Here is a 21950-nt window from a genome sequence, read left to right on the forward strand (position 1 = left end):
TTGATTAACATACCTCCTGAATCAATGCCCGGTGGCGCGGCCGGTTTCCCTCCCGGCAAACCGGCACTTTAGTCCTAGTCAGGGCCACCGATGCCGGGTACTACCTCCCCCCGGCATCGGCCTTCAACCCTCGTTACACTCTGGTTCAGAAGGTAACGACCGCCCCCAGCGCGATGGTATCGATCTCCGCCGCGTCAGCACCTGTCGACTTGGTGGTCTGCTCGAACATGTTGTATTCGGCCACCAGTTTGAAGTTGCTGTTCACGTCGTGGAATACCGCCACGGAGGTGTTCTCGGTCTCGAAATCTGCCTGGTCGGAGTCGGTTTCGCCATAGGACAGTACGAACCGGTTGGCACCCAGCGTGTACGAACCCTGAAGGAGATAGCCGTCGGCATCCTCTTCCGCCAGCGGCGCAGCGGTATCGGCGATCAGCACCGGCACATCGCCCTCGGACGTGAAGCCGGAGGCGGTCAGGGAGAAGCCGGCGATGGCGGCACGAACACCGTAGCCCAGCCCGGTCGAATCGACAGAGGTGGTCGCGTTCTCGGACTTCTGGGAACGGCCATTGACCCAACCGGTCAGCGCCACACCACCGAGGTCGGCGTTGTAGGTGACTTCGGCTTCAAGTCGCGGCGCGGATTGTTCGGACTGGGGTCCCGGCGTGGTGTTGGCCGGTTCGAAGATGCCCGCGGCGACTTTCAGCCCCCCCATGTCCGGCGTCCGGTAAGTGATCTGCGCCGAAGGGTTCGGGTAAGGATAGCCGGTGCGGATGTTGCCGAAGGAGACGCCGGTCGGCGCCCCCGGCGACCCAAAGCCCATCAGGATCTCGTCGAGGAAAATGTTGGAGCGCGCGTACAGGCCGAAATCCTTACCGATCAGGACCTGCCCGAATGAGCCGTCGACCGTTGCGTACAACTGACGAACATCGATCGCGGTGTCGGTGGGCGATTGCAGGCTGTCGTTGATGGTCGACCAGAACGAGGAACGGCCGCCCATGGTCAGGTCACCGACTTCCTTGCTGAAAGTAAAGCCAATGGTGTTGGGCAGGAACCCCATCTTGACGTCGGAGTTGCGGGTGTCCGCCAGCTTGTCATCACGGTTCACGTAGAAGGCGTTGAAGTAGCCGTCCACGGAAAAAGACGTGCCGTCCTGGTTGTAGACTTCAACTGCCGCGTGGGCTCCAGCGCTGGCCCCCATGGTCGCGGCCATCGCAATCGCGAGGCCTGACTTTCTGAGATTATTGTTGTTCATACTTCCCCCGGTTGTTTTTGGAAATCTGGGATCGGGGTACCGGGATATCCGGCAGCCCCAGGCGTGGTCTGTCGCCTGAATTCCATGGTCGGGGAAGAGAACGTGAGGGGAAATGCGCCAAGGGAGCAGGTTTTCTGCTCAATTGGGAGGCCTCAGAAACAGAACTTTGGGATTACGACCCGTCCGGGAAGCGTTGCAGTTCCTGCAGACAGTCGGCCAGAAAATCGGCGGGGTCGACGAGGATGGCCTCGTCCGCCACCACACCGAACTGGACCTGGCCGGCGTAGCTGACGATGCTGACGCCCAGGCCAATATCCCCGGCCTGGGGCACCCAGAACATCTGCTCGGCGATGCGGCAACCCGCGATGTATCGGGCCTCGGGGGTACCCGGCACATTCGAAACCACCGCACTGGCCTTGCGGTAGAACACGTCCGCCACCGGCTGCCGCCAGGGCTCGGGAATGGCTGAGGCGGTCGCCGCCAGCCCCCAGGCAATGCCCGGCTGCCAGCTCTTTTTCAGCCGACGGGTTTCATGCTTGATGCGATAAAGGCGCTCAAGCGGGCTTTCACCATCCACCGGCAGTGGCACAAACACGGTTCCGAAGTAGTTGCCCAGCGTGCCGGGCTCCGGCTGCAGCTCCTCGGGAAGACGGGCGCGAATGTCCACCGGGACCGCCGCGTGCAACACGGTTTCGTCCAGATCGTCACCGGGGATCCCGAGCCGGTCACGCACGGCGGCAGCGACACAACTGAGCAACACGTCGTTGATGGTCACGTTGGTGGTCTTGGCCACCGACCGGAAGCGATCCAGCGCCACCGGCCGGGACCACCGGCACACCCGTCGTCCCAGGAGCGGGCGTTTGAGGTTGGAGGGGCTGTCTTCCGGCTCCGCCAGGAATTCACTGACTTCGTGCACCAGCTTGACGCTTTTCTGGGCAGCACGTTCCAGCCACCACCCGGTCGACTGGCCCTGGCCGTCCGGGCCGGGCGCAGGCTCTCCAATCGCACCTTCCGGCCCCACCTCACTGGCCACCAGCCGCTCCAACCAAACCTTCGCGGCGGCGGTCCAGCGCAACAGCTCGGCGGTTTCCTCGGCGCCGTAGAGGGCGGGATGCTGCTGCGGCGAGGGTGGGCAGAGCCGTTCGAAGATGCCCAGCAGGGACAGGCCGTCGGCGTAACAGTGGTGCATGCGCAGCAGCAAGGCCGCGCCGCCCTCGGCATTGGGCGCCAACCAGAATTTCCAGAGCGGGCGGTAGAGGGCCAGGGGCTGATTCAGTCGCGCCGAGACCCAGTCCTGCAACTCGTCCTGACTGAAGCGATCCATCACCACATCCAGATGATGCTTGATATCGAACACCGGGTCCGGCTCCCACCACCAGGCCGGCGCCCGCTTCACGGGCAGGAACCGAAACCGCTCCCAGGCCATCCAGTACACTCGCAGAAACTCACGGAAGCGGGGCGCAGTCAGTCCCTCAACCCGCAGCATGACCGTGATGGTCATTGGGTTTTCGGGTCTTTCCAGGGCCAGCCAGGCTGAATCCGCAGGCAGCAGGAGATGCGATTGCTCGTGATTCAAACCTGAACGTCCCCGGGGTGGATGGTGAAGATACGTAAAAACCGAACTCCGCATTGTGCCAGACAACCCGCATCGTCTCCATATAAGGTGCTCGTGCACAGCATTACAAAAAGTTACCGGTGAACAACCGTTCAGATCTATACTCCGAGTAAGCCTTGATGCAATGGTTGGTACCAGCCGTAAACGGTCATCGATTGGCCCTGGAGCAGCGTATATAAGGTTGCCAGCGCCAATAAATGCCAGACCGGTTCGGGGTACAACAGGGTTACCAGCAGGTTCCAACATCAACAACAGGCCATTGCAGCGCTGGTTAGGAGAGCCAACATGAAAGCGAGCCACGTTCGCAAACTGATCAAGCCCATTGAGAACGCCTATTCGGAGATGTTCTCCGGACGGGTCTACCGCGTGGGCAAAGGCGCCGTTTCGGTCCGCAATCACAGCGGCAAGGCGGAACAGACCGTGGTCGGCGTGCATGGCTTCCTGGAAAACCACTGCTACTTCACCCAGGCCTACGAAGGCCCCACCACCGAACTGATCCTGCTCACCTGCAGCAATTACCACATCCCGGTCAACGGAGTGACTCCGGAAACCCCGCACTGGGAAGTGCCGATCAAACATCTGGAAGGCACCATCGAGTACGACGCCTGCATCCTGAACCAGGCACTGTCGAACCTGCCCAGCACCCGGAATGTCCGGGTCCACGGTCATTCCCGCGGGGGTGCGGTCATTCTCGAGGCCATGAAACAGTGGCCGGAACTGTACGAAGACGTTGAAGTGGTGCTGGAAGCGCCGGTGCTGCCCCAGGCGAAACTCCATGCCCTGGTGACCACCCTGCTGGAGCCGGTCAGTCACGGCATGTGGCCCTGGCTGATTCGCCTGATCAATACGGCCCCGTCCTCGGCGTATGGCCAGACCTTTTTCGGCAAAATGAACCCGCGCAAGAAACAGCTGCTCAGCAAACTGTTCTCGGCGACCAAGGACCACCTGACCATCGTCCGCAACATCGAAAACATCATGGACTGGATGGCCCGCACGGACACCAGCGTGTACGACAACATCCGCCACGGCACCTTCCTGATCCCGGCGGTAGACCGCATCCTGGACCGGTCCGCCATGCTGGCCAGCGCCCGCCAGAGCCCGACCACCATGCGCATTGTCGAGACCGAGGCGCCCAGCCACTTCATCACCCTCGACAGCAAGGAATGGGTGCCGGGCTTCGAAACCCTGCCGGCCACTGCCCAGGGCTAGTGTTCTGTCAGCCAACCTCCGTTAAACTACCCGGTCCTTCAATGGGCCCTGCCCCACAGGTTAAACGGAGCTAACCACCATGTACCGTGAGCGCCTTGTCGCCACCGAGGTCTCGTCCGACAGCGCCCGCCGGCTACAGAGCCTGCTGCTGGAGTACCACGATTTCCGTCATCACAAGGCCTCGCATCCGTTGCTGGACCACACCTTCAAGATCGCCGACTGGCAAGCCCAACGGCTGAAAACCACTCATCGGGACCTGTATGACCACCCGGGCTATCACACGGGCCTGGAATTCCTGTTGACCGATCTCTACGCGCCAGCGGCCATGACCCGCCGGGACGACAACATCGACCGGGTGTTTCCGAAAATGGTGAAGTGGCTTCCGGACCATTTGCTGGCCACGCTGGCCGGCCTGGTCGAACTGAACCTGATTACCCAGCGTCTCGACCTGGAACTGACCGAACGGCTCCACAACCGGCAAGGCACGGTGGACCCACTGACGGTTGCCGACTATTGCCAGGCGTTTCGCGACAGCGAACAACTGGCGTTACGGGAGCGCCAGATCGGTCTGGTGGCCGAGGTTGGCCTGCAACTGGACCGGTACGTTCGCAACCGCACCCTAGGCTGGCTGTTGACCATGACCCGAACACCGGCAGAAATGGCCGGCCTGACCGACCTGCACAGCTTCCTGCACCGGGGCTTCAGTGCCTTTCGGAACATGGACGACGTCGAGTTGCTGATTGAGCGGCTGGTCACCCGGGAACGCCGGGTGATGACTAACATTCTGAGCGGTCACCCGGAGCCGTTTCGGCTGCCGGGCGATCTTTGACGGGGTTGGCGTCAGGCCTTGATGATCTGGTCCAGCTGGGAATGAATCTCCTGCTCAATCCGGGATTTGAAGGGCCGCAGCATCATGCCCAGTTCCAGGTGGATGTGCAGGTCGGCGTGGCTGAGGTTCAGCTGGCCTTTGACGCCGCTGCGCTTGAACCGGAGCACGTCCCCCTCCCACTGGTAGTTCACATCGAACTGCTCGGACAGGTCCTTCGCCAGGGTTTCGGCGGCTTCGCGAGCGTGTTCCTTGTCCAGACTGTGCGGACGGTGTACGTCAATAACAGACATATATCAGCTTTCTCTCGAAAAATGGCGGTTTTATAGTTTAGGGCGGTATTAAACTCGTCGCCACCCTTGTAGCAACCCCGCCAGCCGTTAGAATACGGGGTTCAGATTCAGACAGGATTTCTCTCATGAGCGAGCAGCAACCGTCGGCCAACCCGGCCCAGACCACCCAGGGCCAGGATGACGTTACCCATTTCGGCTTCCGCGATGTCCCCAAGAGCCAGAAGGCGAGCCAGGTGGCCGAGGTGTTCCACAGTGTGGCCGGCAAGTACGACCTCATGAACGACCTGATGTCCATGGGCATCCACCGGCTCTGGAAGCGCTTCACCATTGAACTGTCAGGCGTCCGCCCCGGCCATCAGGTGCTCGACATCGCCGGCGGTACCGGCGATCTCACCATGAAGTTCTCGGACCTGGTCGGGCCGTCGGGCAAGGTGGTTCTCGCTGACATCAACGCGTCCATGCTGCAGGTGGGGCGCGGGCGGCTGATCGACCGTGGCTACGCCGGCAACATTGAGTACGTTCAGGCCGACGCCGAGCACCTGCCGTTCCCGGACAACAACTTCAACGCCGTATCCATCGCCTTTGGCCTGCGTAACGTGACCGACAAGGACCAGGCCCTGCGCGACATGACCCGAACCCTGAAACCGGGCGGGAAACTGATGGTGCTGGAGTTTTCAAAGCCTACCAACCCATTGCTGAGCAAGGTCTACGACAGCTATTCGTTCAACGCGCTGCCGCTGATGGGGCAACTGATCGCCGGCGACAGCGAAAGCTACAAGTACCTGGCCGAGTCCATTCGCATGCACCCGGACCAGGGCACCCTGAAGGGCATGATGGAAAACGCCGGCCTGGTGAACTGCAAGTACTACAACATGACCGGCGGCATCGTCGCCCTGCACGTGGGAATCAAACCCTGATGTTCCCGGGCCCGACGCTGCTTGCCGCAGTGACTGCCATCATCGAGGGTGCGCTGAATCGTGCCCTCGAGCTGGATCCCGCGGGCAGGCGGGCCCTGATGGAGGCGTTGGCCGGACCGGTGCAAATCAGCCTGGCCGCGCCCCTGCCGCTGACGTACGCGCTGTATGGCGCCGGCGACCGGGTCCGGGTCAGCAGCCAGCCTGCGGACGAGCCCGCCCTTACAATCAGCGGTAAACCCGTGGCCTTTGCCGCCCTGGCCACCGGCGACGACCGGGTCTTCAGCGATGGCCGGCTGACGGTGGCGGGCGACACTGCCCTCGCCCACCAGTTACAGCGGGCCCTGAACCAGCTCGACCCGGACTGGGAAGCGGCCATGGCCCGCCAGATCGGCGATGTTCCCGCCCATTTCCTGGGCCAGCGTATACGCGGCGCGGTAAAGTGGAGCCGCCAGGCTTTCCACTCCCTGAACGCCAACGTTGAAGAGTATGTGCATGAGGAAAGCCGGAGCCTTCCCGGGCGCCGGGAACTGGAAGCGACGTTTGAGGACATTGACGACCTCAGTCTTCGCACCGAGCGCCTGGAAGCGCGCATAGACCGACTTGATGAACGCGCCACCCCTGACGAACCGGAGACTCCGTGACCCGCCTGCAACGCCTGTTCCGAATTGCCTGGGTATTCTGTCGCTACCGACTGGACACGTTCTTGCCCCTGGCGGAACTGCCCGCCCCGCTCAAGGTGTTCTTCCTGCTGGCGCCCTGGCACCTGTTCCCCCAACCCAAGCTGAGCCGGGGGGACCGGCTGAGACTGGCTCTTGAGGAACTCGGGCCGGTATTCGTCAAGTTTGGCCAGATTCTGTCGACCCGGCGTGACCTGCTGCCGGACGACATGGCGGAATCGCTGAAAAACCTGCAGGACCGGGTACCGCCCTTTTCCAGCCAGCTGGCCCGGGAGATCATTGAATCGTCCCTGGGCGCGCCGGTGGCCGAGTTGTTCAAGGAGTTCACACCGGACCCCATGGCCTCGGCATCGGTTGCCCAAGTGCATGCGGCCACCCTGCGCAACGGTCAGCAGGTGGTGGTGAAGGTGTTGCGTCCGGGTATCGAGCGCGTCATCCGGCAGGACCTATCGCTCATGTACCTGATGGCGGGGCTGCTGGAGAGGTACTGGTCCGAGGGCAAGCGCCTGCACCCGGTGGAAGTGGTGGCAGACTATGACTCCACCATTCATGACGAACTGGACCTGCAGCGGGAGGCCGCCAACGCCAGCCAGCTGCGGCGCAACTTCGAAGAGTCGTCCCTGATCTACATTCCCTTCATCGACTGGGACTACACCCGCAAGTCGGTGCTGGTCATGGAGCGCATTCACGGCATCCCCATCGCCGACGTGCCCGCGCTGGAAGCTGCCGGCGTCAACATGAAGGTGCTGGCCGAGAAGGGGGTCGAGATCTTCTTTACCCAGGTGTTCCGGGACAGCTTTTTCCACGCCGACATGCATCCGGGCAATATTTTCGTCGATGTGTCCAACCCGGCCGATCCGAAGTACATCGCCATCGACTTCGGCATCGTGGGCACCCTGGCCCCCGACGACCAGAGCTACCTGGCCCGCAACCTGCTGGCCTTCTTCCGGCGAGACTACCGGCAGGTCGCCCAGTTGCACATCCAGTCCGGCTGGGTACCGCCGGATACCCGGGTGAACGAATTCGAGGCCGCCATCCGTACCGTGTGCGAGCCGATTTTCGAGAAACCCCTGAAGGACATCTCCTTCGGCCATTTCCTGCTCCGCCTGTTCCAGACGGCTCGCCGTTTCAACATGGAGGTGCAGCCACAACTCGTGCTGCTGCAGAAGACCCTGCTGAACGTAGAAGGCCTGGGGCGCCAGCTGTACCCGGAACTGGATCTGTGGAGCACGGCACAACCGTTCCTGGAAAGCTGGATGCGCAGACGCATTGGCCCGTCCGGCCTGATCAAATCGCTGCAGACGCACCTGCCGTCCTGGCTGGAACAATCCCCCGAAATGCCGCAACTGGTGCACGACGCGCTGCTGCAACTGCGCGAGGCCGGCCCCACCGAGCAACAGAATCAGGCTACACTGGAGCTGCTGCGGGAACAGCAGGTGCGCTCGGACCGGCGCTGGCGCCGGGGGCTGGTGGTCATCATTCTGGTTACGGCCGCGGCGATCGGCACCCAGCCGGACGCCCTTGCCTGGGTCGAGCGTGTGCCATTGTGGAGCTGGGCCCTGCTGGCAGCAGCCGGCGGCCTGGTGCTGCGCGGCAGCCGGTAACCGATAACCGATAACGCATTCAGGATTCACAGAAATGAAAGATTCATCCGATAACGTCGACAACCCTGACTGGCTGGAGGCCATCCGCTGGACCGCCGATGGACTGGTGCCCGCCATTGCCCAGGATGCCGCCACCGGTGACATCCTGATGATGGCCTGGATGAACCGGGAGTCCCTGCGCCTGACGGCCGAAGAGGGCCACGCGGTGTACTGGTCCCGCTCCCGCGGCACACTCTGGCGTAAAGGTGAAACCTCCGGCCATCAGCAGGTGGTGAAGGACATCCGCCTGGATTGCGACGAGGATGTGATCCTGCTGAAGGTTGAGCAGAAAGGTGGCATTGCCTGCCATACCGGCCGCCGCAGCTGTTTTTACCGGACCTTACAAGACGAGCAGTGGACCAGCGTGGAGCCGGTCATCAAGGACCCCGATGCCATCTATGGCAGCAACTGAGGAGTACCCAAGGTGAGTGATGTACTGACACAGCTGGCACAGGTACTGGAGGAGCGTAAACAGGCTGACCCAGACACCTCCTACGTCGCCAGCCTGCATGCCAAAGGGCTGAACAAGATTCTCGAGAAGGTCGGCGAGGAGTGCACCGAAACCCTGCTGGCCGCCAAGGACGCGGAACACTCCGGCGACACCCGGGACGTGATCTACGAGACGGCCGACCTGTGGTTTCACAGCATGGTCATGCTGTCCCGACTGGGCCTGAGCCCGGACGACGTGATCAATGAGCTTGCGCGCCGGTTTGACCTGTCGGGTCTGGACGAGAAAGCGTCGCGGAACAAATAGCGTGGGATCTACCCCTTTAGGAGGGTTACCGCCCAAGCCACTGGTTAACGTACACTACAGCAAAGCAGCAACATAAAAACGAGGATCCCGTGATGGGTATAAGTATCTGGCAACTCCTAATCGTGCTTGGCATTGTGATTCTGTTGTTCGGAACCAAGAAACTGCGCAACATCGGCAGTGATCTGGGCGGTGCCATCCGCGGCTTCAAGAAGTCCATGAACGACGAGGACAACAAGCCCGCGGAACCTGACCGGGATTCCCTGCAGGAGAAAACCGACGCGCAGAGCCAACAGGCCGAGACCGAAGAAAAGCCACGGGATAAGTCCCACAGCTGAGACCTGGCTGAATGTTCGATATTGGCTTCCTTGAGCTGCTGATCTGTGGCGTGATCGCACTGCTGGTGCTCGGTCCCGAGCGCCTGCCCACTGCTGCCCGCGCTGCCGGGCGTTGGATTGGTGGTGCCCGGCGCATGGTCGGCCAGTTCACGTCGGAGCTGGACCGCCAGCTCAAGGCCGAAGAGCTCCGCGAAGAGCTCCGCAAGGCCGGTGACGTCGGCCTGGACGATGTCCAGAAGACCGTGCGCGGGGCGTTGGACGAAGCCAAGCGCTATGAGCACATGATCCTGCCTGACCACGAAGGTCGCAGCTCACGCCCGGCTCCCGCAACCCGCCGCGTCGCCGGCCAAACCACCGGCGACTCGTCAGACGGCAGCACTGCGTCACCTCCGGCGTCCGCGGATTCGGCCCCGGAATCAACGAACAGCATTGAGGCCGACGGCGACAAACAGCCCGGCTCCGAGCAAGGCCCGCCGGAAAATCGTTCATGACTTCAAAGCCAGAAGGCAACCAGATGTCCCCTGACCAACAGGAAATGCCCCTGATCGAGCATTTGCTGGAGCTGCGCAACCGCCTGCTCAAGATGGTTCTGGCGGTGATCATCTGCTTTGCCGCGATTTACCCGTTCGCCAACGAACTTTACCTCTGGTTGTCCGAGCCGATCCGGTCACTGCTGCCGGTCGGACAGACCATGATTGCCACGGACGTCACCTCACCGTTCTTCGCCCCCCTGAAGCTCGCCCTTGTGCTCTCGGTGTTCGTGGCCATCCCGGTCATCCTCTACCAGTTATGGAGTTTCATTGCACCAGGCCTGTACGCCCATGAAAAACGGCTGGCGTTCCCCCTGTTGTTCACCTCGGTCCTGCTGTTCTATGCCGGCGCCGCGTTCGCCTACTACGTGGTCTTTCCCCTGGTGTTCGGTTTCTTCACCGCCATCGGTCCGGAGGGCATTGTTGAACTGCCAGACATCAACAGCTACCTGAACTTCGTGCTCAAGATGTTCTTTGCCTTTGGGGTGGCCTTCGAGATCCCGATCGCCACCGTGCTGCTGATCCTCACCGGCGCCACCACCCCCCAGGACCTGGCTGCCAAACGCCCTTACGTGGTGGTCGCCTGCTTTATCATCGGCATGCTACTCACCCCGCCAGACATCATTTCCCAGACGCTGTTGGCCGTGCCCATGTGGATTCTGTTCGAGTTCGGAATCCTGTTTGGACGACTGGCCCGACGGGAAGGGTCCGCCCCGGAATCGGATGAGTCGGCCGGCCAATGAACCTGGCATTGCTGTTCGAAGAAGATTTCACCGATGTCGACCGGGTGCGGCTGACGGGGCGGCGACTGGCCCATCTGCATTCGGTGATGCGCGTCAACGCCGGCGATAGCATTCCTGTCGGACGCGTCGACGGCGACATGGGTACCGGTGAGGTGCTGCGCCTGACCGACACCGAAGCCGAGTTGCGGGTGTCGTTCGACCAGCCCCCACCCGCGGCACTGCCCCTGACCCTGATACTCGCCATGCCCCGCCCCAAGATGTTCCGACGGGTCCTGCAAACCTGCGCGGCACTCGGCGTCAAGGACATCTGGCTGATCAACAGTTACAAGGTGGAGAAGAGCTTCTGGCAGACCCCCTGGCTGTCCGACGACAACCTGCGGGAAAACCTGACGCTGGGGTTGGAGCAGGCCCGGGACACCGCTATGCCCCGGGTTCACATCCGCAAGCTGTTCAAACCGTTCGTGGAAGATGAGCTGCCGGGCCTACTGGCGGGCAAGCGCGCGTTGGTCGCCCATCCCGGTACCGACACACCCTGCCCCACCCACCTGAATCAGCCAACCGCCCTGTGCATCGGCCCGGAAGGCGGGTTCACCCCCTACGAGGTCGGCAAACTGGAAGAGGCCGGCTGCGACGCCGTGCACCTGGGAGCCCGCATCCTTCGGGTGGAGACGGCTGTCCCGGTGCTGGTCAGCCGCCTCTTTGACGCCTGCCTCTGAATCAGGCCGAGCGCGCCGCCCAGAGTTTCTGCAAGGGTGTGATGATCGCCACCAGCGCTGCTCCGGCCAGCACGCCGAAGAGCCCGTCAGCCAGGGTGGGAATCAGCGCTTCGGCCACGCCACCGAAGCCCTCGGCGAAGTGGTGAATGGCCTCGTAGATCGGAGGCAGGCCGTGGGTCAGAATGCCACCACCGACCAGGAACATCGCGATGGTGCCAAGGATCGACAGGGTCTTCATCATGTAGGGCGCCAGCCAGAGTATCCCGTGCCCGATTTTCTGTGACACCGGACTGTCCCGCTGACTCAGGTACAAACCACCGTCGTCCAGCTTTACGATGCCGGCAACCAGACCATAGACACCGACGGTGATCATGATCGCCACCACGGTCAGCACCAGAAACTGCATGCCAATGCCCTGGCTGGTGACGGTTCCCAGGGTAATGGCGATGATCTCGGCCGACAGGATAAAGTCGGTACGAATGGCCCCCTTGATCTTTTCCTTCTCCAGCGCCTTCATGTCGACGTCCGGGTTCTTCAGGGCCTCGCGTAGCTCACTCTTGTGGGCCTTATCCTCCTCCCGGTGCAGGAACTTGTGCGCCAGTTTTTCAAACCCCTCGAAACACAGAAAGGCACCGCCCAGCATCAGCAACGGGGTTACCAGCCAGGGCACAAAGAAACTGATCGCCAGGGCCGCCGGAACCAGAATCGCCTTGTTGAGCATGGACCCCTTGGCCACTGCCCAGACCACCGGAAGCTCCCGGGCCGGTTTTACACCGGTGACCTGCTGGGCGTTGAGGGCGAGGTCGTCCCCGAGAACACCGGCCGTTTTCTTGGTGGCGGTTTTGGTCATCAGAGAGACATCGTCAAGGATGGTGGCGATGTCATCAATGAGGGCGAGCAGGCTACTTCCAGCCATGGTCGGATATCCTTAACAAGTGAATTGGAACTCGGCCTTCAACGGGTCAGGCCCATGGCTTCGGCGGCAAGCCGGTGCTTGACCGGGCCAAGACCGTCGAGCCATCGCATGCCGGTATTTCTCAGCCACCGCAGCGGTAATTCATCCCGCGCGAACAGCTGCTTGAACCCTTCCATGGCCGCCATCATAGCCAGATTCTCAGCCTTGCGACGACGCTGGTAACGGGCCAGGACGAGGGGTTCAGCGGGGTTGAGGCCCCGGCTTCGGGCTCGGGACAGCTCGTCCTGCAGCGCCCGGACATCCCCATAGCCGAGATTGGCCCCCTGCCCCGCCAGAGGATGAATCGTGTGTGCGGCATCACCGACCAGGGCAAAACCGGGGGCGACATACGCCTTGGCATGGCGCTGGCGCAGGGGGAACGAAAAACGGCGGGAAACCGATACCACGGCCCCCAGTTCCCGCTCGATGGCGGCCTCCAGTTCGCTGACAAAGTGGTCACCATCAAGCGCCATCAAGCGCCTGGCTTCCTCGGTATCCTGGGACCAGACGATGGAACAGAAATGCTCGTCACCCGATTCCGTCAGCAGCGGCAGAAACGCCAGGGGACCGGTCGGTGAAAACCGCTGCCAGGCCGTGAACCGGTGGCTCTGCGCAGTCTGTACGGTGCAGACGATCGCCTGCTGGTCGTAATCCCACTCCCGGGTGGGCAGACCCACCCACTGACGCAGGCGCGAGTTCGCGCCGTCGGCGGCCACCACCAGCTCGGCACCCAGCCGGTGACCATCCGCCAGCTCAATGCCCCGCCGGTCGCCGTCCTGCCACCATCCCGTGACCTTGACCCCGTCAATCACCTCCACGTCGCTGGTCTCCAGCGCGCCAAACAGGGCCCGGACAATGGCTCGATTCTCCACGATGGTACCCAACGCGTCGGCCTGCAATTCGGCGGCGTCGAAGTGAATGCGACCGGTGCCATCCCCATCCCAGACGGTCATGTTCTGGTAAGGGCAATGGCGGCCCGCGACAATGGACGACCAGATACCCAGATCATCCAGCAACTGCTGGCTCGCCACGGAAATGGCGCTGACCCGTGGTTCGAACGCGTCAACACCGGTGGCCGGGGGCAGCGGCGTTACCAATGCCCCCCGATCACTGCCCTCGACCAGACCGACCTGCCAACCCTGTCGGGACAGGCCCAGGGCCAGGGCGGAACCAATCATGCCGCCGCCCACCACCAGAATGTCGAAGGTTCGGATCTCACTCATGCCCGGCTGGCTCCCTGCGTGGACTGCCCGGTTTGTTGATAACGGCACGGCGCCCACCCATGCCCATGGCTTTCCGGGCAAACCAGCGTTTCGCGCCGGGCAACAGATCAAGCCCCACCAGCCCCGCATCTCGGGCCGCCGCCACAGGCGCCGGGGACTGGCCAAAAATACGAATCAATGAATCCGAGAACTGAACCGTCTGCTGCCAGTCCTGGCGATGCAGTCGCTGGTAACGACCGAGGACCTGCAAATCACCCAGCGACACCCCCTGCTCGACCGCCTGGCGGAACTGTTCCACCAGGGTCATCAGCCCCCGCAGCGCGAGGTTGAATCCCTGGCCGGCCACCGGGTGCAGGGCATGGGCGGCATTGCCAACCAGCGCCACACCGGGCCGGACGGGCTCATCCACTGTGGTCAGCTTCAGCGGGTAATGACTGCATTCGCCAATCTGTGTGAAGCGGCCCAGGCGCCAGCCGAACCGCTCCTGCAGTCGCTGGCACTTTTGCGAATCGGATAACGCGAGCACCTCCTCAAGGGCCTCGTCAGTCAGCGTCCAGACCAGCGCCGACTGTTGACCGGCCCGATGAGGCGCACCGTGGGGAAGCAGCGCCATGGGACCGGCATCGGTGAACCGTTCGTAGGCGGTAAACCGGTGACTGTCCGCCGTTGAGACATTGGCGATCAGTGCGTTCTGGCCATACTGCTGATTCCGGGTCTGAAATCCGAGTGCTTCCCGCAACCCGGACCGGCCACCGTCGGCCACCACCAGGCATTGGGCGGTCAGGCTACGGGTCTCCGTGCCGCGCTTGACGGCAACCCGGACGCCCCCGGTCTCGGGCATCATGTCGACGACCTCGGCCGGCGCCTCCCACCGTACCCCGGTTTTCAACAATTCCCGCATCAGGCACAAGCCCATCCAGCGGTTGTCGGCCACGTAGCCCAGCGCCTCCTGCCCGTGGTCCGTGGCGTTCAGGCGGGTAGCGCCGAAACGGCCCCGGTCGGATACGTGAATGTGGCGGATCGGTGTGGCGTGTTCCGACAGACGGGACCACAGCCCCAGTTCCTCGAAAATCAGCCTTGAGCCCCAGGCCAGGGCGGTCGAGCGGGCGTCGTAACTGGGCTGATAGGTGTCCGGAAGGGCGTCGGCCGACAGGGGGAAAGCCTCGACAACCGTGACTCGCAGGCTGGGCACCACGCGAGCCAGGGCCAAAGCCAGCGTGGCTCCGGCCAGGCCCCCACCGGCAATAACAAGGTCGGTATCCAGGTGACTCACCGGGTCAGTCCGCCATCAACGCTTCGATATCAGGGATGGTCTTGGGCACGCCGTCGGTCAACACCCGGCACCCCTCTTTGGTCACGACCACGTCGTCCTCAATGCGGATACCGATGCCGCGCCACTTTTCATCGACAGTGGTGTTGTCCGGCGCGATGTACAACCCGGGTTCCACAGTCAGCGCCATGCCCGGCTCCAGAAGACGCCAGGCATCGCCCACCTTGTAATCACCGACATCGTGGACGTCCAGGCCGAGCCAGTGCCCGGTCCGATGCATGAAGAAGGGCTTGTAGGACTCATTGGCGATCGCGTCTTCCAGGGTTCCAGACAGCAGGCCGAGATCGATCAGGCCCTGGGTCAGCACCCGAAGGGCTGCTTCGTGGGGATGATTCCAGTGGTTACCCGGCCGCACGGCATCAATGGCCTCGTACTGGGCTGCCAGCACGACCTCATAGAGCGCCCGCTGTTCGGAGCTGAAGGTGCCACTGACCGGGAAGGTCCGGGTGATATCCGAGGCGTAGCATTCATACTCGCAGCCCGCATCGATCAGGACCAGGTCGCCCTCCTTCAGCGGCGCACTGTTCTCGATGTAGTGCAGGATACAGCCATTGGCACCGCCACCGACGATGGACGGGTAGGCCGTGGAGCGGGCACCGTGATCCATGAACGTGTGGATCAGCTCAGCCTCCAGATTGTATTCGCTGCCACCCTTGCGGGCGCGTTTCATGGCCCGGCAATGGGCCTCGGCGCTGATGTCCGCAGCCCTGGCCATGGCCTTGATCTCGTTGGCACTTTTGAACAGACGCAGGTCGTGAAGGAAATGCTCCAGCGAGACAAACTCGCCCGGGGGATGGGCACCGGTGCGGACCTTGCTGCGGATGGTCTTGACCCACCCCATGACCTTGCTGTCAACCTGCTGATCCTTGCCCAGCGGGTAATACACCCGGCTTCGGCCCTCGATCATGCCCGGCAGGATGTCGTCAATGTCGGAAATCGGGAAGGCGTCGTCGAGACCGAAACGCTCAATGGCCCCTTCCGGCCCAACCAGGAACCCGTCCCAGAGTTCTTTCTCGGGGTTGCGCTCCTTGCAGAACAGCACCGATTCGCCGTGCTCGCGCCCCGGGATCAGGGCCAGTACCGCTTCGGGCTCACCAAAGCCGCTCAGGTACTGAAAATCGCTGTCCTGACGAAACGGGTGCAACACGTCACGATTGCGCACACGTTCCGGCGCTGCCGGAATGATGGCAATGCTGTCTGGTGCCATGCGCTCCATCAGTCTGCGACGGCGCTCGGCAAATTCCTTAACGGGTATCATGGACGACATAAACTCTCCCGCAGTGTGGACCCCGATCAGTGCAGGGTCGGGGATTGGGAAGCCGGTTTTTCCGGGGCATTAAACTCGGTAAAGACAGCGAGGGCCCCGAGCCGGACGTACTCGGTGATTTCCAGTAGCTGCTGCTCGCTCTCGTCATCGGCTTCTTCATCATCCGAGAGCTGGCTGATTGCCACCATGTCTTCAATCAGTTCGCGAATCTCATCGGGCGCCTGCCCCAAGGATTCACCGGCCGACAGCGCCATGCCTTCGAGAAAGCCACGAACCCAGGCCACCAGGGCCTCCAGTCGCTGCTCGATGGCGTAATCGTCATCCGGCAACAAAGGATGGAAACTCATGTCGGCCGATTTCAAGAGCGCCAGCGTCTGTTCGTACGCCTTGTTCATGAACGGTGCGAGGTCCTCGGACTCTTCGGCCGCGCTTTCAGGCAGGCCCATGTGCTCACACACCATATCCAGCCACTCCGGTTCCTGAATACGGGAACCCGCGGCCAGTCGACCACACAGGACACCGTGAAGTTCGGAGGGGTGACTAAACGCCTTGTGGGCGGTAAAAACATTGGCCCAGCGCTCGAATTCGGCGGCTCGGGCTGCACCGGAGGTGTCGGTTTCGGACATGAACCAGGACATTCCTGTGTTGTTAAATGGAGTCTCTATCCTAGCATTCGGGGGCAATCAAGACACGACCCGGTTGCTTTTCGCGAAGCAAACCACCAAAATGTTATAACATTTCACTTTTCAGCTCGGAATTTCACGATGATTTCAGGCCGTTTTCTGTCGTTACTGATTGCCCCACTGATCACCACCGGCACCACGTTCGCCGCCGACAACCCCGGTTCTCACCAGCACGGGCACGCGGAACTGCAACTGGCGATGTCAGGTCAGCAGGTTGAACTGCTCTTCGTGTCACCCGCACAGAACCTGCTCGGGTTCGAGCACCGGGCACGCACGCCGGAGCAGAAAAAAACGGTTGAAACCGTGGTCCGCTGGCTCAGCGAGACGCCACTGATCAACACCCCGACAGCCAGTTGCTCCCTCGAGAGCGGCGACATTCGTTCAGAATTTGCAGGAAACACCGGCGGACACGAATCCGGCGATCACGGCCAGCACGCCGATTTCGAGATCAGCCAGGTACTCATCTGTCCCGGCCTCCAGGATGCGAACGCGCTGACCACCCCGTTGACCGAGCGCTTCCCCGGGCTGGAGCATCTGGACGTCGCCTGGACCGGCCCTGACGGCCAGGGCGCCACCGAACTCGGACACGGTAACAACCAATTCAGCCCGGGATCCTGACCTTATTCCTGGTAGGGCGACACCGCCTCCGCAACCATGGAGTAAGAGGACGTACCGATATCGTTCTCGGTGCGCTCAATCACAAGCGTTCCCTCGATCCAGACCGGGTCATAGAGCGCTTCGAGCTTGAAACCCTCTCGGTATTTCACGTGGATGATCTGGTTGGGCGGGGGCGGCGGCACATGGATACAGGCGCCGTAGTAGGGCACCAGGAAGAATTCCAGGATCCGCATGTCCTGGGTGGTTTTCAAGGGCACAACGAAACCGGGGATACGGCCGTCGACATTGCCCATCTCGGGCACCACACGTCCGGTCATGATTTCGTCCGGCAGCAACGGTGCCCCATCGCCCTCGTGCACAACTTCTGGCATATTTTCCAGCAACGCAAGGTCTTCGGCAGGCATCAGCTCCAGCCAATCGATTTCCCGGGGCTCGGCATGCACCGACACGGCATGCCCCAGCATCAGCGTCAACAATGCCGGCAGAAGCCATCGCCGCGGCGAGCGAAAAACAGAACGGGACATCAGCACATGGTCTCCATTGGATCGAGGGATCTGATTTTCGGCAATCATACACCGGACAGAATGCAATCAACATGACCCGTACGACAGAATCAAACCAGCATCCGGCCCCGCGGGCCTGCCCCGCCATTGAAACCGATGGTCTGAGCCACCGCTGGGACAACGAACAGCCCCCGATTACCTTTCCGGACCTGACCCTGGCGGCCGGTGAGCACCTGTTTCTCCATGGCCCCAGCGGCACTGGCAAGAGCACCTTCCTGAGCCTGCTGTCCGGAATGCTGCGGCCCTCGACCGGCGGCGTCCGGATCCTTGGCAGGCCGATACATCAACTCGGTGCCGGCGACCGTGACCGATTCAGGGCGGACCACATTGGCGTGATTTTCCAGCAGTTCAACCTGGTGCCCTACCTGACTGCGGAGGGCAACGTTACCCTGCCCTGCCGGCTGTCGGCGCAAAGGCGCGACGCCACCGACCCGGACCCGGTTCAGGAAGCCCATCGATTGCTGACGGCGCTCGCCATTCCCAGGGACTGCTGGCGGCGCGGGGTCACCCGCCTGAGCATCGGCCAGCAGCAGCGGATTGCCGCCGCCCGGGCCCTGATCGGCGGTCCGGAGGTCATCCTGGCCGACGAACCCACGTCGGCCCTGGACAGCGATAACCGCGACCGCTTCCTGGATCTTCTCCTGACCCTGGCTGAGGAACGAAACACCTCCGTTCTGTTCGTCAGCCATGACCGTAGCCTGGCGCAGCATTTCACCCATCAGGTTCGCCTGACGGAGGCTGGGCTATGAAGGCGCCTCTGGCGTTCTCCCTTGCCGCCGCCAGCCTGTGGTATCGCCGGCGGGTGCTGGGGCTGGTCTGCCTGACCCTGACCCTCAGCGTTACCCTGTTGCTGGGCATCCAGTACCTCCGCACCGAGGTCAAGCAATCGTTCACGAGCACCATCAGCGATACCGACCTGATCATCGGCGCACGAAGCGGACAGCTGAACCTTCTGCTCTACACGGTGTTTCATATTGGCGATGCCACCAACAACATCCGCTGGTCGACCTTCCAGGACCTGCGCAAGGATAGCCGCATCGACTGGTTGATACCGATTTCGCTGGGCGACAGCTATCGGGGCTTTCGGGTGGTCGGCACCGACGACGCGTTCCTGACGCACTTCCGCTACGGGCAGGGACAGAACCTGCAGCTGGCGGAGGGCCAATGGTTCGACAAGGTGTTCGATGTGGTACTGGGCGCCGGCGTCGCCCGCGATCAGGGGCATCGTATCGGCGACCGCATCGTGCTGTCACACGGCGGTGGCCGCACGAGCTTCTCGAATCACGACGACACCCCTTTCCGGGTCACCGGCGTCCTCGCCAACACCGGTACGCCGGTCGATCGCGCCGTTTATATCAGTCTCCCCGGCATGGAAGCGATGCACGTCGGCTGGGATTCCGGGGTCGCCATTCCCGGCCGGACACTGACGCCCGAGGAAGCCGAGGGCCGGGAATTCACGCCAGACGCCATCACCGCCGCGTTCGCCGGGCTGAAACGCAAGCTTCTGACGTTCCGGGTCCAGCGGGAATTGAACCAGTACACCGGCGAACCTCTCTCGGCGATCCTGCCCGGCGTTGCCCTGAGCGAGCTCTGGCGGCTCATGAGCCAGTTCGAGCGTGCCCTGCTGGGCATCACCGGCTTCGTGGTGGTTACCAGCCTGATTGGCCTGATCGCGGTGCTGCTGACTCTGCAGGCCCAGCGCACCCACGAAGTTTCCATTCTGCGAGCCACGGGAGCCTCTCCCGGCTTGATTGCCGCCCTGTACCTGATCGAATGTGTGGCCCTGGCTGTTGTGGCCTGCGTCCTGGCGGTGGCACTCAGTGCCCTGGCGGTATCCGCGCTCGGCCCATGGCTGCAGGAAACCTACGGCCTGCAAATCCGGCTGCGTCCGCTCAACGTCGCGGAATGGAGCCTGCTCGGCGCCGTTCCTCTCGCCGCCCTGCTGGTGGCGCTCATCCCCGCCATCAGCGCCTGGCGCAAAAGCCGCGCCCTGGGCCTGGGCGACAGCGGCGAGGAGTGACGGACATCACGCCGCCATGGTAATGACAACCCTGTAAATTGACCAACTTAGCGTCCAGACTTATAGTTGATTGCAACCACAACAACCGATGTTGGGCACGTGATGGAACAGTCCGAAGTACAGGCATTAGCGGACAAGCTGGATAAGCTGATCGAGCACTGTCAGAAACTGGAGCGGGATAACGCCACGTTGCGGGACCTGCAGGATGACTGGAACCGCGAGCGGGCCCAGTTGATGCACAAGAATGATCTTGCCAAAAACAAGATCGAAGCCATGATTGGCCGCCTGCGGGCGTTGGAGCACCACTGATGTCTCAGCAACCCACCACCGTAGAGGTGAAGATCCTCGACAAGGAATACCTGGTCGCTTGCCCGGAGGAGGAACGTGAGGCCCTGCTGCGCGCAGCCCGACACCTGGATGGCAAAATGCGCGAAATCCGCTCTAGCGGCAAGGTCTTCGGCACCGAGCGCATCGCAGTCATGGCCGCACTGAACATCACTCACGAACTGCTGGAGCGGGACACCATGTCGGACGCCACCAGCTCTCTGCTCCAGGCGATGGGAAGCAAGCTGGACAGTGCCCTGGGCGATTCCACGGGCCGGTAGGAAACCTTACCGCTTGGCAAGGGTTACAGAATCGGTGTTGCAATCGGCCCCGGCAGTGCCCGTATAATGGGATCAACTTCCTGGGCTGTTCGCGATAGTCGGAGACGTCCTCGAGCCGATGCGCACTACCCAGGTGGCTACTTCAGGGCATTGTGAGCACGTCCCCGACAGGGGAAAGCCTAATATGTCACAGCGGCCACCGACCTTGAACTTTGGGTTCAAGGGCCACATCCGATAACGGCAGCCCGGGAAGCTTTATTTTGAGCCAGCCTATCGATCCGCAACCGTTCGATTCCCATTCCGACACGGTTCCACGCAGCGAACTCCGCAAGCGCCTGCGCCGGCATCGACGCTCCCTGTCGTACGAGGAACAGCAACAGGCCTCGGAACACCTCGCCCTGAACCTGCTGAACAACCCGGACCTGCACCGCGCCCGACACGTTGCCGTCTATCTGCCGAACGATGGCGAGATTGATCCGCGGCTCTACATGGACCTGGGCCGACGCAAAGGCATCCTCTTCTACCTGCCGGTTCTGCACCCGATTCACCCGGGCAAACTGGTGTTCAGCCCCTATTCTGATGACGTTGAGCTGCGCCCCAACCGCTTTGGCATACCGGAGCCTGCGTTCAGTGACGCCCTGAAGCGCCCGGCCTGGGCCCTGGACGCGGTGCTGTTTCCGCTGGTCGGTTTTGATGAAAACGGGGGACGACTGGGCATGGGAGGCGGATTTTACGACCGGACCTTCGCCTTCAGCCGGATACGGCCAAGGCTCGCGCCCAAACTGATTGGACTTGCCCATGATTTTCAGAGGGTGCGGCAGCTACCCATTGAACCCTGGGACGTGCCGCTGCATGGGGTGGTGACCGACCGGCGGTGTTACCGGTTCAGGCGCCCTTCGGCAACCTGAAGCGACCCGATGGTGACGCCAGCTTCAATGCGGGGTTGATCTTCGGAGGCGTGAATCGACGTGAAACCAGTGATGACAAGGCCTACAGCAAATATCAGCACGACCGCTTTGATAATGTCAGGCTTGCCGCCCATGATTGTCGCTTCCTTCAAAGACAGTTCTTAAAATGTTTGAAAATCAGGTAGCTATTTCTGTTTCCAAGAATTAACCGAAAGACTAACACGCACCCCAGGTTTTACAATTTTTGACAGGTTACAGTTCTGTAACC

General features: G+C 62.1%; 27 protein-coding genes and 1 other RNA gene. 18 read left to right on the forward strand and 10 right to left on the reverse strand.

The genetic code is table 11. From position 1 onward, the window contains the following. Positions 1 to 145 precede the first annotated feature (145 nt). The gene (locus KXD86_RS08715; protein ID WP_218635640.1) at positions 146 to 1252 is read right to left on the reverse strand and encodes a porin; all 1107 of its coding nucleotides are present in this window, start codon (positions 1250 to 1252) and stop codon (positions 146 to 148) included. 172 nt (positions 1253 to 1424) lie between these two features. Continuing rightward, a complete protein-coding gene (locus KXD86_RS08720; protein ID WP_218635641.1) occupies positions 1425 to 2828 on the reverse strand; it encodes a WS/DGAT domain-containing protein in 1404 nt (467 codons plus the stop codon). A 324-nt stretch (positions 2829 to 3152) separates the two neighbouring features. Here KXD86_RS08720 and KXD86_RS08725 point away from each other — a divergent pair, with 324 nt between their 5' ends. Further along, on the forward strand, positions 3153 to 4076 hold the full coding sequence (locus KXD86_RS08725) for an alpha/beta fold hydrolase (protein WP_218635642.1): 924 nt from the start codon (positions 3153 to 3155) through the stop codon (positions 4074 to 4076). Positions 4077 to 4155: 79 nt separating this feature from the next. Continuing rightward, positions 4156 to 4905 carry a DUF8198 family protein gene (locus KXD86_RS08730; RefSeq protein WP_218635643.1) on the forward strand — a complete coding sequence of 250 codons (750 nt, stop codon included), beginning with the start codon at positions 4156 to 4158 and terminating at the stop codon, positions 4903 to 4905. Positions 4906 to 4916: 11 nt separating this feature from the next. Here the strand turns inward: KXD86_RS08730 and KXD86_RS08735 are convergent, their stop codons facing one another. Continuing rightward, on the reverse strand, positions 4917 to 5195 hold the full coding sequence (locus KXD86_RS08735; protein WP_218635644.1) for a polyhydroxyalkanoic acid system family protein: 279 nt from the start codon (positions 5193 to 5195) through the stop codon (positions 4917 to 4919). Positions 5196 to 5320: 125 nt separating this feature from the next. Here KXD86_RS08735 and ubiE point away from each other — a divergent pair, with 125 nt between their 5' ends. From ubiE to KXD86_RS08780, 9 genes are all read left to right on the forward strand, one after another. Further along, on the forward strand, positions 5321 to 6112 hold the full coding sequence (gene ubiE, locus KXD86_RS08740; protein WP_218635645.1) for a bifunctional demethylmenaquinone methyltransferase/2-methoxy-6-polyprenyl-1,4-benzoquinol methylase UbiE: 792 nt from the start codon (positions 5321 to 5323) through the stop codon (positions 6110 to 6112). Next, complete coding sequence (locus KXD86_RS08745; RefSeq protein ID WP_218635646.1) at positions 6112 to 6753, forward strand: ubiquinone biosynthesis accessory factor UbiJ; 642 nt, start codon at positions 6112 to 6114, stop codon at positions 6751 to 6753. Before ubiE ends, KXD86_RS08745 begins: the two co-directional genes overlap by 1 nt. Further along, on the forward strand, positions 6750 to 8393 hold the full coding sequence (gene ubiB / locus KXD86_RS08750) for a ubiquinone biosynthesis regulatory protein kinase UbiB (protein WP_218635647.1): 1644 nt from the start codon (positions 6750 to 6752) through the stop codon (positions 8391 to 8393). Before KXD86_RS08745 ends, ubiB begins: the two co-directional genes overlap by 4 nt. Positions 8394 to 8427: 34 nt before the next feature. Then, positions 8428 to 8844 (forward strand): phosphoribosyl-AMP cyclohydrolase, encoded by a 417-nt coding sequence (hisI, locus tag KXD86_RS08755; protein ID WP_218635648.1) that lies wholly within the window; start codon positions 8428 to 8430, stop codon positions 8842 to 8844. Positions 8845 to 8856: 12 nt separating this feature from the next. After that, entirely contained in the window at positions 8857 to 9186 is a 330-nt protein-coding gene (locus KXD86_RS08760) for a phosphoribosyl-ATP diphosphatase (RefSeq protein WP_218635649.1), read from the forward strand. A gap of 92 nt (positions 9187 to 9278) precedes the next feature. After that, the gene (gene tatA, locus KXD86_RS08765; protein WP_218635650.1) at positions 9279 to 9521 is read left to right on the forward strand and encodes a Sec-independent protein translocase subunit TatA; all 243 of its coding nucleotides are present in this window, start codon (positions 9279 to 9281) and stop codon (positions 9519 to 9521) included. Positions 9522 to 9532: 11 nt separating this feature from the next. Then, positions 9533 to 10012 carry a Sec-independent protein translocase protein TatB gene (gene tatB / locus KXD86_RS08770; protein ID WP_218635651.1) on the forward strand — a complete coding sequence of 160 codons (480 nt, stop codon included), beginning with the start codon at positions 9533 to 9535 and terminating at the stop codon, positions 10010 to 10012. Continuing rightward, on the forward strand, positions 10009 to 10794 hold the full coding sequence (gene tatC, locus KXD86_RS08775; RefSeq protein ID WP_218635652.1) for a twin-arginine translocase subunit TatC: 786 nt from the start codon (positions 10009 to 10011) through the stop codon (positions 10792 to 10794). Before tatB ends, tatC begins: the two co-directional genes overlap by 4 nt. Beyond that, positions 10791 to 11510, forward strand: coding sequence for a 16S rRNA (uracil(1498)-N(3))-methyltransferase (locus KXD86_RS08780; protein ID WP_218635653.1), 720 nt, complete (start codon positions 10791 to 10793; stop codon positions 11508 to 11510). Before tatC ends, KXD86_RS08780 begins: the two co-directional genes overlap by 4 nt. Position 11511: 1 nt before the next feature. On the opposite strand, the gene KXD86_RS08785 is transcribed toward KXD86_RS08780, so the two are convergent. Genes KXD86_RS08785 through KXD86_RS08805 form a run of 5 tightly spaced genes read right to left on the reverse strand, consistent with a single transcriptional unit; the run spans position 11512 to position 16911 of the window. Continuing rightward, positions 11512 to 12426: a DUF808 domain-containing protein gene (locus KXD86_RS08785; protein WP_218635654.1), complete on the reverse strand. Its 915-nt coding sequence runs from the start codon at positions 12424 to 12426 to the stop codon at positions 11512 to 11514. Positions 12427 to 12464: 38 nt separating this feature from the next. Then, complete coding sequence (locus KXD86_RS08790; RefSeq protein ID WP_218635655.1) at positions 12465 to 13688, reverse strand: FAD-dependent monooxygenase; 1224 nt, start codon at positions 13686 to 13688, stop codon at positions 12465 to 12467. Beyond that, complete coding sequence (ubiH, locus tag KXD86_RS08795) at positions 13681 to 14961, reverse strand: 2-octaprenyl-6-methoxyphenyl hydroxylase (RefSeq protein ID WP_218635656.1); 1281 nt, start codon at positions 14959 to 14961, stop codon at positions 13681 to 13683. The genes KXD86_RS08790 and ubiH overlap by 8 nt, the downstream gene beginning before the upstream one ends. A 4-nt stretch (positions 14962 to 14965) precedes the next feature. Then, positions 14966 to 16285, reverse strand: a complete 1320-nt coding sequence (gene pepP / locus KXD86_RS08800; RefSeq protein WP_218635657.1) for a Xaa-Pro aminopeptidase — start codon at positions 16283 to 16285, stop codon at positions 14966 to 14968. Positions 16286 to 16311: 26 nt separating this feature from the next. After that, on the reverse strand, positions 16312 to 16911 hold the full coding sequence (locus KXD86_RS08805) for a UPF0149 family protein (protein WP_218635658.1): 600 nt from the start codon (positions 16909 to 16911) through the stop codon (positions 16312 to 16314). A gap of 138 nt (positions 16912 to 17049) precedes the next feature. Here KXD86_RS08805 and KXD86_RS08810 point away from each other — a divergent pair, with 138 nt between their 5' ends. Then, entirely contained in the window at positions 17050 to 17586 is a 537-nt protein-coding gene (locus tag KXD86_RS08810) for a ZrgA family zinc uptake protein (RefSeq protein ID WP_218635659.1), read from the forward strand. Positions 17587 to 17588: 2 nt separating this feature from the next. On the opposite strand, the gene KXD86_RS08815 is transcribed toward KXD86_RS08810, so the two are convergent. Beyond that, positions 17589 to 18110 carry a DUF3299 domain-containing protein gene (locus tag KXD86_RS08815; RefSeq protein WP_376770954.1) on the reverse strand — a complete coding sequence of 174 codons (522 nt, stop codon included), beginning with the start codon at positions 18108 to 18110 and terminating at the stop codon, positions 17589 to 17591. A gap of 71 nt (positions 18111 to 18181) precedes the next feature. Here KXD86_RS08815 and KXD86_RS08820 point away from each other — a divergent pair, with 71 nt between their 5' ends. The 6 genes from KXD86_RS08820 to KXD86_RS08845 all read left to right on the forward strand — a co-directional run bounded on the left by KXD86_RS08820 (position 18182) and on the right by KXD86_RS08845 (position 21682). Then, positions 18182 to 18898 carry an ABC transporter ATP-binding protein gene (locus KXD86_RS08820; protein ID WP_218635660.1) on the forward strand — a complete coding sequence of 239 codons (717 nt, stop codon included), beginning with the start codon at positions 18182 to 18184 and terminating at the stop codon, positions 18896 to 18898. Beyond that, entirely contained in the window at positions 18895 to 20169 is a 1275-nt protein-coding gene (locus KXD86_RS08825; RefSeq protein ID WP_218635661.1) for an ABC transporter permease, read from the forward strand. Before KXD86_RS08820 ends, KXD86_RS08825 begins: the two co-directional genes overlap by 4 nt. A 102-nt stretch (positions 20170 to 20271) precedes the next feature. Continuing rightward, positions 20272 to 20478 (forward strand): TIGR02449 family protein, encoded by a 207-nt coding sequence (locus KXD86_RS08830; RefSeq protein WP_218635662.1) that lies wholly within the window; start codon positions 20272 to 20274, stop codon positions 20476 to 20478. After that, positions 20478 to 20774 (forward strand): cell division protein ZapA, encoded by a 297-nt coding sequence (locus KXD86_RS08835; RefSeq protein WP_218635663.1) that lies wholly within the window; start codon positions 20478 to 20480, stop codon positions 20772 to 20774. Before KXD86_RS08830 ends, KXD86_RS08835 begins: the two co-directional genes overlap by 1 nt. Before the next feature lie 74 nt (positions 20775 to 20848). Further along, positions 20849 to 21030: non-coding RNA, 6S RNA (gene ssrS, locus KXD86_RS08840), on the forward strand. A gap of 4 nt (positions 21031 to 21034) precedes the next feature. Then, positions 21035 to 21682, forward strand: a complete 648-nt coding sequence (locus KXD86_RS08845; protein ID WP_218635664.1) for a 5-formyltetrahydrofolate cyclo-ligase — start codon at positions 21035 to 21037, stop codon at positions 21680 to 21682. On the opposite strand, the gene KXD86_RS08850 is transcribed toward KXD86_RS08845, so the two are convergent. After that, positions 21652 to 21816 carry a hypothetical protein gene (locus tag KXD86_RS08850; RefSeq protein WP_218635665.1) on the reverse strand — a complete coding sequence of 55 codons (165 nt, stop codon included), beginning with the start codon at positions 21814 to 21816 and terminating at the stop codon, positions 21652 to 21654. The two genes, KXD86_RS08845 and KXD86_RS08850, sit on opposite strands and share 31 nt — an antisense overlap. Between the last annotated feature and the right edge of the window lie 134 nt (positions 21817 to 21950).

Source organism: Marinobacter arenosus (genome assembly GCF_019264345.1).
Lineage (GTDB): Bacteria > Pseudomonadota > Gammaproteobacteria > Pseudomonadales > Oleiphilaceae > Marinobacter > Marinobacter arenosus.